The organism is Lacisediminihabitans profunda, assembly GCF_008040105.1.
Classification (GTDB): domain Bacteria; phylum Actinomycetota; class Actinomycetes; order Actinomycetales; family Microbacteriaceae; genus Lacisediminihabitans; species Lacisediminihabitans profunda.
Window position 1 is genome coordinate 607,997 of the sequence record NZ_VRMG01000005.1, and the last position, 14,347, is coordinate 622,343.

Annotated in this window: 14 protein-coding genes; 2 read left to right on the forward strand and 12 right to left on the reverse strand. The window is 71.1% G+C overall.

Annotated elements, in window-relative coordinates; all coding sequences use genetic code 11:
• Positions 1-48: 48 nt before the first annotated feature.
• The gene (locus tag FVP33_RS07425) at positions 49-1,932 is read right to left on the reverse strand and encodes a phosphoenolpyruvate carboxykinase (GTP) (protein WP_147782966.1); all 1,884 of its coding nucleotides are present in this window, start codon (positions 1,930-1,932) and stop codon (positions 49-51) included.
• Positions 1,933-2,052: 120 nt separating this feature from the next.
• On the opposite strand from FVP33_RS07425, the gene FVP33_RS07430 reads away from it, so the two are divergent.
• Positions 2,053-3,483: an XRE family transcriptional regulator gene (locus tag FVP33_RS07430; protein ID WP_147782967.1), complete on the forward strand. Its 1,431-nt coding sequence runs from the start codon at positions 2,053-2,055 to the stop codon at positions 3,481-3,483.
• 81 nt (positions 3,484-3,564) lie between these two features.
• Here the strand turns inward: FVP33_RS07430 and FVP33_RS07435 are convergent, their stop codons facing one another.
• The 7 genes from FVP33_RS07435 to FVP33_RS07460 form a co-directional block, all read right to left on the reverse strand.
• Positions 3,565-4,680, reverse strand: a complete 1,116-nt coding sequence (locus FVP33_RS07435) for a glycerate kinase family protein (protein WP_147782968.1) — start codon at positions 4,678-4,680, stop codon at positions 3,565-3,567.
• Between the two features lie 86 nt (positions 4,681-4,766).
• The gene (locus FVP33_RS07440) at positions 4,767-5,729 is read right to left on the reverse strand and encodes a M20/M25/M40 family metallo-hydrolase (protein WP_342779859.1); all 963 of its coding nucleotides are present in this window, start codon (positions 5,727-5,729) and stop codon (positions 4,767-4,769) included.
• Entirely contained in the window at positions 5,630-6,037 is a 408-nt protein-coding gene (locus tag FVP33_RS19780; protein WP_222706646.1) for a hypothetical protein, read from the reverse strand. The genes FVP33_RS07440 and FVP33_RS19780 overlap by 100 nt, the downstream gene beginning before the upstream one ends.
• A gap of 43 nt (positions 6,038-6,080) precedes the next feature.
• Positions 6,081-7,619, reverse strand: a complete 1,539-nt coding sequence (locus tag FVP33_RS07445; protein WP_147782969.1) for an FAD-binding oxidoreductase — start codon at positions 7,617-7,619, stop codon at positions 6,081-6,083.
• A gap of 36 nt (positions 7,620-7,655) precedes the next feature.
• Entirely contained in the window at positions 7,656-8,018 is a 363-nt protein-coding gene (locus FVP33_RS07450; RefSeq protein WP_147782970.1) for a hypothetical protein, read from the reverse strand.
• Positions 8,019-8,081: 63 nt separating this feature from the next.
• Entirely contained in the window at positions 8,082-8,525 is a 444-nt protein-coding gene (locus FVP33_RS07455) for an OsmC family protein (protein WP_187270613.1), read from the reverse strand.
• 367 nt (positions 8,526-8,892) lie between these two features.
• On the reverse strand, positions 8,893-10,146 hold the full coding sequence (locus tag FVP33_RS07460) for a chloride channel protein (protein WP_246142218.1): 1,254 nt from the start codon (positions 10,144-10,146) through the stop codon (positions 8,893-8,895).
• Between the two features lie 139 nt (positions 10,147-10,285).
• Between FVP33_RS07460 and lgt the strand changes: the two genes are divergently transcribed.
• The gene (gene lgt / locus FVP33_RS07465; RefSeq protein ID WP_147782972.1) at positions 10,286-11,266 is read left to right on the forward strand and encodes a prolipoprotein diacylglyceryl transferase; all 981 of its coding nucleotides are present in this window, start codon (positions 10,286-10,288) and stop codon (positions 11,264-11,266) included.
• Positions 11,267-11,279: 13 nt separating this feature from the next.
• Here the strand turns inward: lgt and FVP33_RS07470 are convergent, their stop codons facing one another.
• The 4 genes from FVP33_RS07470 to FVP33_RS07485 are packed head-to-tail and all read right to left on the reverse strand — an operon-like array spanning position 11,280 to position 14,234.
• On the reverse strand, positions 11,280-11,837 hold the full coding sequence (locus tag FVP33_RS07470) for a dihydrofolate reductase family protein (protein WP_147782973.1): 558 nt from the start codon (positions 11,835-11,837) through the stop codon (positions 11,280-11,282).
• A gap of 26 nt (positions 11,838-11,863) precedes the next feature.
• Positions 11,864-12,148 carry a metal-sensitive transcriptional regulator gene (locus FVP33_RS07475; RefSeq protein WP_147782974.1) on the reverse strand — a complete coding sequence of 95 codons (285 nt, stop codon included), beginning with the start codon at positions 12,146-12,148 and terminating at the stop codon, positions 11,864-11,866.
• On the reverse strand, positions 12,148-12,507 hold the full coding sequence (locus FVP33_RS07480; RefSeq protein ID WP_147782975.1) for a rhodanese-like domain-containing protein: 360 nt from the start codon (positions 12,505-12,507) through the stop codon (positions 12,148-12,150). Before FVP33_RS07480 ends, FVP33_RS07475 begins: the two co-directional genes overlap by 1 nt.
• Positions 12,508-12,557: 50 nt before the next feature.
• Complete coding sequence (locus FVP33_RS07485; protein ID WP_147782976.1) at positions 12,558-14,234, reverse strand: FAD-dependent oxidoreductase; 1,677 nt, start codon at positions 14,232-14,234, stop codon at positions 12,558-12,560.
• Between the last annotated feature and the right edge of the window lie 113 nt (positions 14,235-14,347).

Genomic DNA, 14,347 nt, shown 5'->3' on the forward strand with positions numbered 1-14,347 from the left:
ACTACCAAACGGGCACAGTCACCCCACGGGGCGGTCCGCCTGCCCGGGTCAGTTCTCCCTGGACAACTTCAGACGGCGGCGGATGTCGGCAAGTTGCGTGGTGAGCGCCTCCGGCAGCCGGTCGCCGAAGCCGGCGAAGAACTCCTCGGTCGAGACGAGCTCCTCGAGCCACGCCTCCGGGTCCACCTCGAACAGTTGCTCCCACTGTGCAGCGGTGATGTCCAGGCCCTCGGTGTTGATGCCGTCGGCGACGGGCTTCCAGCCCAGAGGGGTGTCCGCGCCGGCAGCCCGGCCGTCCACGCGATCCAGGATCCAGGCCAGCACGCGGGAGTTCTCCGCGAAGCCCGGCCAGAGGAATCCGCCCTCGTCGTCCTTGCGGAACCAGTTGACCTGGAAGATGCGCGGCGCGGTGCCGCTCGAACGCAGCTTCGCGCCCATCTCGAGCCAGTGCGACCAGTAGTCGGCCATGTTGTAGCCGCAGAACGGCATCATGGCGAACGGGTCGCGGCGAAGCTCGCCGACGGTTCCCTCGGCCGCCGCCGTGCGCTCCGACGACACGGTCGCGCCCACGTAGACGCCGTGCTCCCAGTCGCGCGCCTCCACGACGAGTGGCACGTTCGTGGCGCGGCGCCCGCCGAAGATTATCGCGTCGATCACCACTCCGTCCGGGTCGTTCCAGTCTCCCGAGATCGACGGGCACTGCGCGGCGGCGACGGTGAAGCGAGAGTTGGGGTGGGCGGCGAGGGTGCCGGATCCGGGGGTCCAGTGATTGCCCTGCCAGTCCATGAGGTGGTCGGGGGTCTTCTCCGTGAGCCCCTCCCACCACACGTCGCCGTCGTCGCGGAGGGCGACGTTCGTGAAGATGGTGTTGCCCCAGAGCGTCTCGATCGCTGTGGCGTTGGTCTTCACTCCGGTTCCGGGAGCGACGCCGAAGAAGCCTGCCTCCGGATTGATCGCGCGAAGGCGCCCGTCGGGGCCGGGCTTCAGCCACGCGATGTCATCGCCGATGGTTTCCACGGTCCAGCCGGGGATCGACGGGGTGAGCATCGCGAGATTGGTCTTGCCGCAGGCCGAGGGGAACGCGGCGGCGACGTGGAAGGCCTTGCCGCGGGGGTTGGTCACCTTGAGGATGAGCATGTGCTCGGCGAGCCAGCCCTCGTCCTTCGCGATCACCGAGGCGATTCGCAGCGCAAACGACTTCTTGGCGAGCAGGGCGTTTCCGCCGTACGCCGAACCGAACGACCAGATCTCGCGGGTCTCCGGAAAGTGCGAGATGTACTTGGTCTCGTTGCACGGCCACGGCACATCGGCCGCTCCATCGACGAGGGGAGCGCCGACGCTGTGCACGGCGGGAACCCACTCGGTGTCAGCGGTGATGAGCCGGAGCGCATCCGTGCCCATGCGGGTCATGATGCCCATGCTGGCGACGACGTACGGCGAGTCGGTCACCTGCACGCCGAGCTTGGCGAGCGGGCTGCCGAGCGGACCCATCGAGAACGGGATGACGTACATGGTGCGTCCGCGCATGCTGCCGTCGAAGAGCTTGGCCAGCACCGGGCGCATCTCTGCCGGCGAACGCCAGTTGTTGGTGGGGCCGGCGTCATCCTCGTCCTCCGAGCAGATGAAGGTGCGGGCCTCGACACGGGCGACGTCGCTCGGGTCGCTCCTGGCGAGGAAGCTGTACGGACGGTGTTCCGGATTCAGGCGCAGGATGGTGCCGGCGTCGACCATGATCCTGGTGAGCCGGTCGTACTCGACAGCCGAGCCGTCGCACCACTGGATGGCGTCCGGCCTGGTGACGGCGGCGATCGACTCCACCCACGCGACGATGCGGGGGTCGGCGAAGGCCGGAGGGGTGGAGGCTGCGGGCGACGGGGCGGGCGTGAGGTTCTGCGCGGGCGCCGAACCGTGGCGGGTGGGGGTGAGTGTCATTGCGAACCGTCCTCGAGGTGGGAGAAAATCCTGTCGTGATGCAAGCCTGCGCCACATTTTCGGCATCATTCGAGAAAAGTGGGTTTAAAGAATGGCATTTCTTTCACTAATATCAATTCCATGACCGATCTCGCAACGCTGGGCCAACGCATCCGTCACTTTCGAAACGAGGCGGGTCTGACTCTCGATCAGCTGGGCAGCGCCGTCGGCATCGCGGGCAGCCAGCTCTCGCTGATGGAGAACGGACGGCGGGAGCCGAGGCTCTCGCTGCTTCAGGGGATCGCCGGAACCGTGGGCGTGCCGGTCTCCGACCTGCTCAGCGAACAGCCGCCCACGCCGCGGGCCGCCCTCGAGATCGAGCTCGACCGGATGCAGAAGTCGGCCGTGTACCAGGGGCTGGGGCTTCCGGCCATCCGGCCCTCCCGCACGATGCCCGACGAGACCCTCGCCTCCCTCGTCGGGCTGCACCGAGAACTGGCCAGGCGGGCCCGCGAGGCCATCGCGACTCCCGAGGAGGCGAGGCGGGCCAACACCGAGTTGCGCCAGTTCATGCGCACCCAGGACAACTACATGCCGGAGATCGAGGAGCTCGCCGAGGAGGCGGTGCGCGGCGTCGGTCACGTCAATGGCGCCCTCACCCACCGCTCGGTCAACCTCATGGCGAAGAAGCTCGGGTTCGAACTCATCTTCGTCAATGACCTCCCGCACTCCACGCGCTCGGTGACGGACCTCGAGAACGGCCGGATCTACCTGCCGCCGGCGTCGATCCCCGGCGGCCACGGCCTGCGGTCGATGGCCCTGCAGGCGCTCGCACACCGGTTGCTCGACCACCAGGAGCCGTCGAGCTACGCGGAGTTCCTGCGCCAGCGCCTGGAGATCAACTACTTCGCCGCGGCCTGCCTGATGCCGCTCACCCAGTCGGTCGAGTTCCTCTCCGCGGCCAAGGCGGAGCGCAACCTCGCGGTCGAGGACTTCCGCGACGCGTTCGGGGTGACCCACGAGGCGGCCGCGCTGCGCTTCACCAACCTGGCGACCTCCCACCTGGGGATGCCCGTGCACTTCCTGCGAGTCGGCGAAGACGGCGCCCTCTACAAGGGCTACGAGAACGACGGGCTCCAACTGCCGACCGACGTGACGGGCTCCACCGAGGGCCAGCTCGTCTGTCGGCACTGGAGCGCTCGCACCGCCTTCGGGCGGGCGAGCCGCACCACCGAGTTCTACCAGTACACCGACACACCCACCGGTACCTACTGGTGTTCCACCCAGACCGGCACGGCGTCGAGCGAGGAGTTCTCGATCACCTTCGGCGTGCCGTTCGCCGACTCCAAGTGGTTCCGCGGGCGCGAGACCACCAACCGCGCCACGTCGACCTGTCCGGACGAGAATTGCTGCCGGCGCCCCGCCGCCGACGTCTCGAAGCGCTGGGTGCACAAGGCCTGGCCGAGCGCCAAGCTGCACGCGCACATCCTCGCGCCGCTGCCCTCCGGCACCTTCCCGGGGGTGGACGACACCGAGCTCTACGCGTTCCTCGACGCGCACTCGGGGGAGTAGCGCCCCGCCCCGGTCTCGGCTGCGGCGAGCGGGTTGTGCGACCGGGCGAAGCCCCGTGGAGAGTCGCGCGGCCGGCTGCGGCTAGGAGTTGTCGACGAGCTCGCGCGCGGATGCCGCTGCCGCGCCGGCCTCGCGCAGCCAGCGGACGGGATCGGCCATGGCCGCATCGGCCGAGCCGGCCAGGTCGGCGAGTGCGGCGGCCCAGAGCGCGCTGCCATCGGCGGCCCGCGGAGGCACGGCCAGTTGCCCCGCGATCACGGCGACCCGAACTCCGCGGTCGCCGGCGAGGCCGATGAGCATGCCGACGATCTTTCCGGTGCCGGATGTCGCGTCGAACCGCCCCTCGCCGGTGACGAGCACGTCGGCCCCCGCGATCGCCTGCGGCACCCCGGCGAGGGCGGACAGGTAGTCGGCCCCCGCCTCGATCCCGGCCCCCCAGGCGGCCGTGAATCCGTAGGCGGCGCCCCCGGCCGCCCCCGTGCCGGGCAGCGAGGGGTCGGCGCCGAGCAGGCCGGCGAACCGGGCGAGGGCGGCGTCGAGCAGCGCGACCTCGGCCGGACCGGCACCCTTCTGCGGACCGAACACCGCCGCGGCGCCGGTGGGTCCGAGCAGGGGAGCGGCGACATCGGTGAGCAACGTGACGCCGCCGGAGGGCGGAGCCAGGAGGGCCGAGCGGTCGAGCGATCGGAGAGCGGCGAGCGCGCCGCCGCCGGCCCCGAGCGGCGCGTCGCCGCGCAGGCCGAGGGCCGCCAGTGCGCCGGCCGCGCCATCCGTGGAGGCGGAGCCGCCGAGACCGATCACCAGCCGGGATGCCCCGGCGGCGAGGGCCGCGCGGATGACCTCGCCGAGTCCCACCGTCGTGGCGCCGAGCGGGTCGAGCTCGGCCATGAGCGGCAGGCCGGACATCTGGGCGAGTTCGACGACGGCGATCTCACCCGGAAGTTCGAGCCAGACGCCGGGGGTCGCGCGCCCATCCGGCCCGGTCACCGGACCGACGTCGTGGCGACGCGCGCCGGGCACCGCCGCCGCGATCGCGTCGAGGGTGCCCTCCCCGCCGTCGGCCTGGGGGATGAGGGAGACCGCGTCCGTCGGGCGCACGGACAGCCAGCCCTCGGCGATCGCCGTGGCGACCTCGAGTGCACCCAGCGAGCCCTTGAACGAGTCGGGGGCGATGACCACTCGGAGTCGATCGGCCATTGCTGTCTTCCTCACCTGGGCGGTTGCGTCCCGCACCACAGGGTATTGCAGAAGCTCCGCCCCGGTCAGCGCCTCCCTCGAGCTCGCTACAGGTGCGCGCCGCAGCGGCGAACGGCCAGGAGCGTGAGCGCGCGGGCGACGGCGAACAACTCGTCGAGGTCCACCTGCTCGCGCGGCGCATGCGCGAAATTGACGTCGCCCGGGCCGAAGTGCAGGGTGGGGATGCCACCGAGCCCCGAGTACAGCCGGAGGTCACTCCCGTACGGCGCCGCGGTTCTTTCCGGGGCCGCGCGCCCCGAGAGGGTCGTGATGGCGTTCGACACCTCGTCGATGAAGGCGTGATCGTCGGCGATGTGCCCGCTCGCGAACTGCCCGCCGGGCCAGGAGACCACGGCCGGGTAGTCCCGCAGCCAGGGGTCGGCGGCACAGGCGTCTCCGACCGCTCGCTCGAGGGCGGCGCGGGCGGCCGCCGGGTGCTCGCCCAGTTGCACGCCCATCCGCCCCTCCGCCACCAGGAGGTCGGGGACGCTGCTGGCCCAGTCCCCGGATCGCACCCGCCCGATGGAGATCGGATACGGCAGCGTCGTCGTGCGGAAGCGCGGGTCCGGCCTCGCGTTGCGCTCCGCCTCGAGAGCGGAGAGTGCGGCGTTCACCGGGAGGAAGGCGTCGAAGGCGCTCATGCCCTGGAGCCTCGTGCTGCCGTGGGCGGCCCGACCGTGAATCGCGAGGGCGAAGGTGAGGGCGCCCGCGCACGCGGTGACGATGCGATTGCTCGTCGGTTCGGTGAGCACGGCGGCGTCACCGCGGTGCCCGCGCAGCATCGTCCCGAACGCGCCGAGGCCGCCGTCCTCCTCGCTGATCACGGAATGGATGGCGAGCGGACGCTCGAGGGTGACGCCGGAGACGAGGATCGCGCGAAGCACGGCGAGGTTGGCCGCGACGCCCGCCTTCATGTCGCACGCGCCCCTCCCGTGAAGCACCCGGCCCCGGATCGCCCCGCTGAACGGGTCGCCATCGTGCCACTGCTCGCGATCGCCGGTGGGCACCACGTCGATGTGACCCTGCAGGACGAGCGCGGGCGTGCCGTAGCCCGTGGTTCCGACCACCCGTAGCCCTCGGTGCGCCCGGTCTCCTCTCCGGGGAAGCCCGGGTCGGCGCGCAGCTCGTCCAGGTCGAACTTCCAGGCGTCCACATCGAGGCCGCTCTGTTCGAGCAGTGTCGCCTGGGCGTGTTGAAGCTCGGACTCGGCATCCGTGCCCGTGACGCTCGGAACGCGGATGAGCGCCACGAGGGTGTCGACCAGCGTCTGTTCATCGAAGCTGTCCAGCACGCGGGACTCGATCGGGGTGAGTTCCATCGCTGAATCCTAGTCGCGCGTCGGACGTGCGATGCGTGGTCCGTCAGTAGGCCTGGGGCTGGCTGAAGAGGCCCAGCGGGTCGTACTTCGACCGGATGGCGGCGAGGCGACCGGCGTTGCCGGCGAAGTAGGCCTTTGCCGGGTCGGTGAGGGTCGCATCCGCGTAGTTGACGTACGCCCCGTGCCCCCACGAGCCGATGAGCGAATCACGAAACCCGCGCACGTAGGCGTCGAACGGGGCGGGGTCGCCGCCGTTCACGAAGGTCGCGGTGTACTGCACTGTCGCGAGCGCCGTGCGGTGCGGGAAGGCCGTGGCGTCCGGCGCGACGTCGCCGACCGCTCCGCCGAGGGCATCGATGGAGATGCCGCCCTCCTTCAGGCCGGGAAGCCCCCGCGCGGCCGAGACGTGATCGGTGATGGCCCGGATGCCGGCGGCGTCGAGCGCCGTGTACGCCACGTGGGAGGTGGCCGAGAATGACTCCCGGGTGAGCCTGCCGCCGGGGCCGGTCTGGCATGCCGCGACCGGAATATCGGAGCAGCCGGCGTAGCTGGCCATCGCGTCCCGGTAGCTGTGCTGTGAGACGCCCCGGGTGCGCGGCGCCCCGGCCGAGGCGAGGAACGGGGCGAGCACGGAGTCGAGGGCGGCCGGGTCGCCCAGCCAGGTGCCGGAAACGAAGACGCGGGGGCCGGCCGTGTATGCCGGCCCGTTGAGCAGCTTCAGCGTGGACCAGAGGCGGGCATCGGCCGCGGGCGCCCAGGCCTGCCACGCCGTGATCACGGCCGACGCGGAGGCGAACGCCCAGCTCAGCGAGAACATCGTCACCTCGGGCGCTGGTTTGGTGGCGAAGGTCAGGGCCGTGACGACGCCGAGGTGGCCGCCGCCTCCGCCGCGGCACGCCCAGAAGAGGTCGGGGTTCGTGATGGCGTTGGCGGTGAGCACTCGGGCGTCCGCCGTGACGATCTCCACCTCGGTGAGCGAGTCGCAGGTGAGCCCGTAGGCGCGCACGAGCACGCCGACGCCCCCGCCGAGGGTGAGGCCGGTGATGCCGACGGTGGCGCAGGAGCCGCCCGCGATGGCCCGGCCGTGGGCGCCGATCCCGTCGTAGACCTGGGCGAGCGACGCGCCGGCCCCGATCCGCACGGTGTTGTCGGCGGCGAGTGCCACGGCCGTCATCCCGCGGCTGTCGATCACGAGGGACGGCTTCACCCCGGTGCCCGCCGCGCCGCCGGCGGAGTATCCCGGGTAGCTGTGGCCGCCGGAGCGGAGGGCGATCGGCAGCCGGTACCTCGTGGCGAAGGCGAGGCCGGCCGCGACATCCCGCGCGTCGCCGGCGGTGAGCACGGCGAGCGGCCGCGCATCGTCCCAGCGGGGATTCTCGGTCACCCTCACCGAGTCGTAGTCGGCGTCTCCCGGCCGGGCGAGCGATCCGCCGATCCGTGCCGCGAGCGCCGACCAGTCGGGTGGACCGACCGGAGTCGCGGTCGGGGTGGGCGCGGGTTCCGGCGCACAGCCCGTCGCGACGAGGCCGACGGCTCCCGCCGCCCCCGCGGCGAGGAAGCGACGACGGGAGAGGGGGCTCACCGCTCCATCGTAGGCTCGGGCCGCGCTGGGGCCGGGTCAGTGACCGATCGGATGATCCGTGATCCCGCCGAGCGCGATGCCGAACGCGAGCCAGAGGGCGGTGATCGGGACGGGCGCGAATCCGAGGAGTGTGCCCCAGAGCGCCTCGGTGTGCCGCAGACCATTCAGGCTTCTCGCGGTGCGCAGCGAGAGGAACCCGAAGACGATCGCGAGCAGCGCCGGCAGCCAGCAGAGGAACGGACCGGCGACCGGGATGAGCGAGAGCGCGGCGCCGGCGATGCCGAGGTAGAGCGAGGCCGGGGCCAGGCGGTTGGTGCCGCGCGGCGCGTCGTGGTCGTCGACGTCGGCGATCGGCTCGCCGGCGGTGAGGGAGGGGAGGCTCGGCTGCTGGTCGCTCATGGGGCGAGTTTGTCATCCGGAGCGGCCGCCGCCAATCTCCGAGCCGCCGTGTCGTGCGGCGGATCAGCCGCCTGGGGGCGGTGCGGGGGGTACCGCGACGACGGTCCCGTGCACCTCGCAGACGGCGGCGAGGGTGTTGTAGACGGTGCCGAACTGGCGGAGGTTGCGGTGCACGAGGTCGACCCGTCGCTGTTCCTCCCCGGTCACGATGCGCAACTCGTATTCGATTCCGACAAAGCGGGGTGGCGCATCCTGTCGCCGTGCGCGGACGGTGACCTCGGCGCTGTCGTAACGGAAGGGCAGCATGGAACTCGCCCGCTCGAGGTTCTTGATGAGGCAGGCGGCAAAGGCCGACGCGAGCAGCTCTGCCGGTCCGGGGTCGCCAGACGGTTCACCCGCCGGCCAGCGCGCGTCGATCGGGATGTCGCGGAGGCCCGCGCGGACGGAGGCCGAGCCTCCCGCGGTGCTGGTGCCGTGGACCTCATAGGACAGTGGTGCTGGGGTCACGAAGGGCCTCTTCTCGTCTGGACGGCGCCCGGCCGCCCTGCGCTGTCGCCCGGTCGCGCGCGCATTCTCGTGGGTTGATCCTCGTCCCCCTCGCCGTGGCGCCGTGGGGACAAAGTCCCGACTCCGTTCCCGACCCCGACTGCCGATTCCCTCGCGGCGGGATTCCCTCGCGGCGGGGAAACGACGTCGTGGCGGGGGTTACGACTCCCTCCGCGAGCACATTTCCCCGCCGCGAGATGGCATATCTCCCTCCGCGGGCAGGTGTCCCCGCCGCGGGGTGGCCAGACTCCCTCCGCGAGCACGGGCAGCCGCTCCGGACCTCGGCCGGGAAGCCGGGCTGGGCTGCCGGGCGAGTCGCGCAGCGCGCCTAGTCGACGCCGGTCACCCGGCGGCGTTCGAGCAGGCGCGCGACCGCGATCGATCCGGCGACGGCGATCATCGCCGGCACGAGCATGCCCGGCTGCTGGTCGGTGAACTCGAACACGAGCACCAGGGCGGTGATCGGCGCCCGAAGGGATGCCGCGAGAAAGGCCGCGGCCGCCACCAGCACGAACGACCCGACCGGTGTGCCGGGCCAGACGTGGCTCCAGACGGCGCCACCGACCATGCCGAGGGCCGCGCCGATCGCGAGAGACGGTGTGAGGGTGCCTCCGGATGCGCCGCTGCCGATGGTCGCGAGAGCGACGACCGCCTTGAGCACGAGCAGGAGGGCGATGGTGGCGGTGGGCAGCGCCACGTCGAACGCCACCTGCCCGAGCGCGCGGCCGTTGCCGAGGAGTTGCGGAAAGGCCAGGGCGACGGCTCCGATGCCCGTGAAGACGAGCGGCATCACCACGGCGAGCCGCCATCCCGTCGGCCGGTGGTCCCTGGCGAGCTCGACGGCGCGCACGAAGCCCGCGCCGGCGAGTCCGAGCACCGGTCCGGCGAGGCAGGCCCAGACGATCAGCGACGGCGTGACCGGCAGCGAGGGCAACGCGTAGAGCGGCTCGTTCGGCACGACGATTCTGGCGACGAGGGTCGCGACGGCGGACGTGGCCAGCGCCACGATCACGGCCGTGATGCTGAGGTCGAGCAACAGCACCTCGAGGGTGAAGATCGCCCCGCCGAGCGGCACGTTGTACACCGCGGCCAGGCCGGCCCCGGCCCCCGCGGCCACGAGCATGCGCCGGTCGCGCGCGCTCAACCCGGCCCGGTCGCTCAGCCAGGAACCGAAGAGGGCGCCGAGCTCCCGGGGGGCCAGCTCCCGGCCGATCGACGCGCCGAGCCCCACGATGACGATCTGCAGGGCGGCGTGCAGCAGCGCTGAGAAGCCGGGCATCCGGGCCCCGTCCACGACGTCGGCGACGGGCACCACGGCTCGGCCCCACCGCCGGAGCGCCCACCAGCCGACGCCGCCGATGACGCCGGCCGCGGCGAGGGCGACGACGCGGCGCCAGGGTTCCGCACCGAGCACGCCCTCGAGAAAGGTGCCGTCGGAGTATCCGAAGGCCAGGTGCTGGGTCACGCGCAGCAGGAGGGTCACGGCGATTCCGGCGACTCCGCTGCCGACGCCCACGAGCACCGTGACAACGGTGAGCCGCATGAACCAGGATGCCCGGGTTCTGCTCGTCGCCTGCGTCACGATTCGATCGTATGGGTCGAGGCGGCTCACGGCCGACGTTCACCCCGGGCGCGGGTAAACTTGCCGCCGGTGGGCGAGGGACGGTTGTCGCCTCGATCCGTCACGTCAGGTTCAACGGCGCCGTGGTGCGCGAAAGAGAGTGGCCGTGTTTCCCGCGAGCATCCCCAGCCCCCCGATCAGCTCTTTCGAAGTCGGACCGCTGACCATCCACTTCTACGCCCTCTGCATCCTCACCGGCATCGTCATCGCCGTCTGGCTCACCCAGCGCCGGCTCAGCCGGCGGGGCGCCGAGAGCGGACTCGTGCTCGACGTGGCCCTCTGGGCCGTGCCGTTCGGAATCGTGGGCGGCCGTTTCTATCACGTCGTCACCCACCCGGGCGACTACTTCTTCCCCGGCGCGAACCTGCTCAAGACGCTCTACGTGTGGGAGGGGGGCCTCGCCATCTTCGGCGCGATCATCTTCGGCGGCATCGGCGCCTACATCGCCTGCCGGCGCCGCGGCCTTCGCTTCACCGCCTTCGCGGACGCGCTCGTGCCCGGACTGCTGTTCGCGCAGGCCTTCGGCCGCTTCGGCAACTACTTCAACCACGAGCTCTTCGGCGGGCCGACCACGCTGCCCTGGGGCCTGCAGATCGAGTCGACGAACGCCGCCTTCCCTCCCGGTCTGCCGGCCGGCACGCTGTTCCACCCCCTGTTCCTCTACGAGATGATCTGGAACACGATCGGCGCGTTCCTCATCATCTACCTCGAGCGTCGCCTGCGACTGCACTCCGGCAGAACCCTCGCGCTGTACTTCATCTGGTACGGCGTGGGTCGTGCCTGGTTCGAGTCGCTGCGGCTCGACCCCACGGAGTTCGTCTACCTCGGCCTCAAGGCCAATGTGATCGCCGCCCTGCTGCTCGCCGTGCTGGGCGTGATCGTGCTCGTGGTGCAGGCGCGCCGGCATGTGCCGAGGCCCGATGGGCCCTACCTTCCCGGCCGGGGGCCGGCTGCCAGGGCGGATGCCGTGGCGGCGTCGGACCAGACTGCCGAGATTGCCTCGCCGGACGAATCGGGCGCCGCCCATGTCGGCGCTCCGCCGGCACCGCCGGTGGCGTCGGGCGAGGACCCCCAGCCGTAGTCCGGGCGCGGCGCTATCCTCGGTGCACGTCGTAGCTGAGGTGAGCGAACTGCCCTCGCTGTTCGACGCTCCGAAGCGACAGCGTTCTGGCGCCGACCACCCGGGGAAGCAGCGGGGCGCCCCCGGTGACGGCCGCGGGGGCGATCGAGACCTGGATCTCGTCGAGGGCACCGGCGTCGAGGAACTGGCCAGCGAGATCCCCGCCGCCCACGACCCAGACGTCGCGTTCGCCGGCGGCGTCGATGATCGCCGGGAGGGCGTCCTGGACCGGTCCGGCGACGAACCGCACGTCCGCGCCTTCCGGCACCGGCAGGTCGCGGGAGGTGAACACGTAGGTCGGCCGGTCTCCGTAGAAGCCGGCCCACCTGTGCGGTTCTTCGAGCAACCGCTCCTGGCGGAGCACCCACTCGTAGGTGGTCGAACCCTCCACGAACACCCCGATTCCTTGCAGGAACGACTCGAGCTCGCCGCCATCCGGGCTCTCCACCTCGAAGAGCCAGTCGAGAGAGTTGTTGTCGTCGGCGATGAACCCGTTGAGGGTGCTCGCGGTGTTGTAGATCACTCTGGCCATGGTCGGAACCCTAGCCGCGGCCACCGTCAGGCCAGGGTGAGGAAGAGTTTCTCCAGTTCGTCCACGGTGAGCGAGTTCTCGCCGCCGTCCTCGGTGAGGCACTGGCGCATGGCGCTCGAGACTATCGCGAAGCCCGCCTTGTCGAGGGCGCTCGAGACCGCGGCGAGCTGAGTGACCACGTCCTTGCAGCTGCCGCCGGACTCCACCGCGGCGATGACTCCGGCCAGCTGGCCCTGAGCGCGCCGCAGCCGATTGAGGATCTTCTTCTGCTCGGCCGCACCGTCGGCCGGAGTGAGTGTTGTGCTGGACATCAGACCGTTCCCTCTCGTCCGTTCTTGGCCACGACGCGGCCGCCGGCCCGTTGCCAGGCCGTCATGCCGCCGCGCACCGAAGACACCTCGAAGCCCTTCGCGGCGAGGGTGCGCGCCGCGGCCGCCGAGCGGGCGCCGGATCGGCACACCGTCACGATCGGAACGCCGGCGGGCAGTTCGGACGACTTGCGATCGATCGACTCGACGGGCATGTGCCTCGCCGCCGGGGCATGGCCGGCATTCCACTCGCCCTGGCTGCGCACGTCGACCAGGATCCCGCCGGACTCCGTGATCTCACGGGCGGCCGAGCCGTCGATGGTCGCGTACGGTTTGCCGAACAGCTTGCCGAGAATGCTCATTGCTGGTCCTTTCTTGATGATGCGGTGGGTCTGGATGATGCGGTGCTGAGTCAGGCGAGGGCCGGCACGGCCGCGAAGGCGGAGACCCCGGCGAGCCAGGTGGCGTAGCCGCCGTCGAGGTTGCGCACATCGAAGCCGTGCTGGCCGAGGAGCCGAGCGGCGGTGTGTCCGCGCTGGCCCACCTGGCAGTGCACGATGAGCGAGCCGACCGGCAGCTCGTCGAGACGTCCGCGAAGCTCATCGAGGGGCACGTTCACGGCGCCCGGGATGTGGCCGGCCGCGAACTCGTCCGGTCGGCGCACGTCGATGAGCCGGGCCCCGGCCTCGCGCTCGGTGTCGAGCTCGTGCCACTGGATGCTGCGGGTGGCACCGGAGGCGAGGTTGTCCGCGACGTAGCCGAGCTGGTTGATCGGGTCCTTCGCGGAACCGAACTGCGGCGCGTAGGCGAGCTCGAGCCGGCTGAGACCGGAGGCAGTGATGCCGCCGGACATCGCCGTGGCGATCACGTCGATGCGCTTGTCGACGCCGGCCCCGCCCACGATCTGGGCTCCGAGGATGGCGTCGCTCTCCGGGTCGACGAGCAGCTTGATGTGCATCTGCTCGGCGCCGGGGTAGTAGGTGGCGTGCGAGTCGGGATGGGTGTGGATCACTCGGTGGGCGCGTCCGGCGGCGGCGAGGCGACGCTCGCTCCAGCCGACCATGGCGACCGTCGTCTCGAACAGCCCGACGATCGCCGTGCCGAGCGCGGGTTCGACCGGCAGGGGCACGCCGGCGATGCTGTCCGCGGCCGCCCGGCCGTGGCGATTCGCCAGGCCGGCCATCGTCACGAGGATCCCGCCCGAGTCTGCATCGGTCGTCACGGCGTCCATCTTTTCGGCGCCATCGCCGACCGCATAGATCGCCGGGTCGCTCGTGCGCTGTTCGGCATCCACCCACACTCCGCCGCTCGATCCGATGGCGAGGCCGGCGGCCGCGGCGATCGTGGTGTCGGGATGCACCCCGCTCGCGTCGATGATGATCGAGGCGGCGACAACGGTTCCGTCACTGAGCGTGGCCACGCCGTTCTCGGCCGCGACGACGGTCGTGTTCGTGCGCACGTCGACGCCGTGCGCCCGCAGCTCCCGCTCGACGAGAGAGGACATCTCCACGTCGAGCGGGCGCAGAACGTGCGGTCCCCGCTGCACGAGGGTGACATCGAGGCCGCGCCGCACCAGGTTCTCGACCGCCTCGACCCCGATGAAACCGCCACCGATCACGACGGCGGACGCGGGGGAGCCGGTTGCGGCGAGCGTGCCCGTGATGTGGTCGACGTCGTCGATGGTGCGCAGCGTGTGGGTTGGGATGGAGGACGACGCCCGCTCGTGGGATGTCGTGGCCCCACCCGCGAGGATGAGGCGGTCGTAGCGTTCGACCGTGAGCGCGCCGGTGCGGACGTTGCGCACCTCCACCGTGTGTGCCGCCCGATCGATCGACACGACCTCGTGATCGACGCGCACGTCGAGTCGGAATCGGCTCGCGAGCGATTCGGGAGTCTGCAGCAGCAGCGCCGCGCGGTCGGTGATGACGCCGCCCACGTAGTAGGGGAGCCCGCAATTGGCGAAGGAGACGTAGTGGCCGCGCTCGAAGACGACGATGTCCGCTGTTTCGTCCAGCCGTCGCAGCCTCGTCGCCGCCGACATTCCGCCGGCGACCCCACCCACAATGACGATCCTGCGTGCAATTTCCATGGGACCATGATATCCCCGGGGGTATGAGAGTTTGCCGTGCGTATCAGTGGCCGATCGTGCGCTGTCCGTCCACACTCGAAGAGTCCATACTCGAAGGGGTAGGCGCGCAGATC

What these genes read in the sequence shown, in the direction of transcription:
- FVP33_RS07425 (WP_147782966.1), bottom strand. Translation starts at nt 1,932, where the DNA reads ATGACACTCACCCCCACCCGCCACGGTTCGGCGCCCGCGCAGAACCTC.
- FVP33_RS07430 (WP_147782967.1), top strand. Translation starts at nt 2,053, where the DNA reads ATGACCGATCTCGCAACGCTGGGCCAACGCATCCGTCACTTTCGAAAC.
- FVP33_RS07435 (WP_147782968.1), bottom strand. Translation starts at nt 4,680, where the DNA reads ATGGCCGATCGACTCCGAGTGGTCATCGCCCCCGACTCGTTCAAGGGC.
- FVP33_RS19780 (WP_222706646.1), bottom strand. Translation starts at nt 6,037, where the DNA reads ATGGAACTCACCCCGATCGAGTCCCGCGTGCTGGACAGCTTCGATGAA.
- FVP33_RS07450 (WP_147782970.1), bottom strand. Translation starts at nt 8,018, where the DNA reads ATGAGCGACCAGCAGCCGAGCCTCCCCTCCCTCACCGCCGGCGAGCCG.
- FVP33_RS07470 (WP_147782973.1), bottom strand. Translation starts at nt 11,837, where the DNA reads ATGGCCAGAGTGATCTACAACACCGCGAGCACCCTCAACGGGTTCATC.
- FVP33_RS07475 (WP_147782974.1), bottom strand. Translation starts at nt 12,148, where the DNA reads ATGTCCAGCACAACACTCACTCCGGCCGACGGTGCGGCCGAGCAGAAG.
- FVP33_RS07480 (WP_147782975.1), bottom strand. Translation starts at nt 12,507, where the DNA reads ATGAGCATTCTCGGCAAGCTGTTCGGCAAACCGTACGCGACCATCGAC.
- FVP33_RS07485 (WP_147782976.1), bottom strand. Translation starts at nt 14,234, where the DNA reads ATGGAAATTGCACGCAGGATCGTCATTGTGGGTGGGGTCGCCGGCGGA.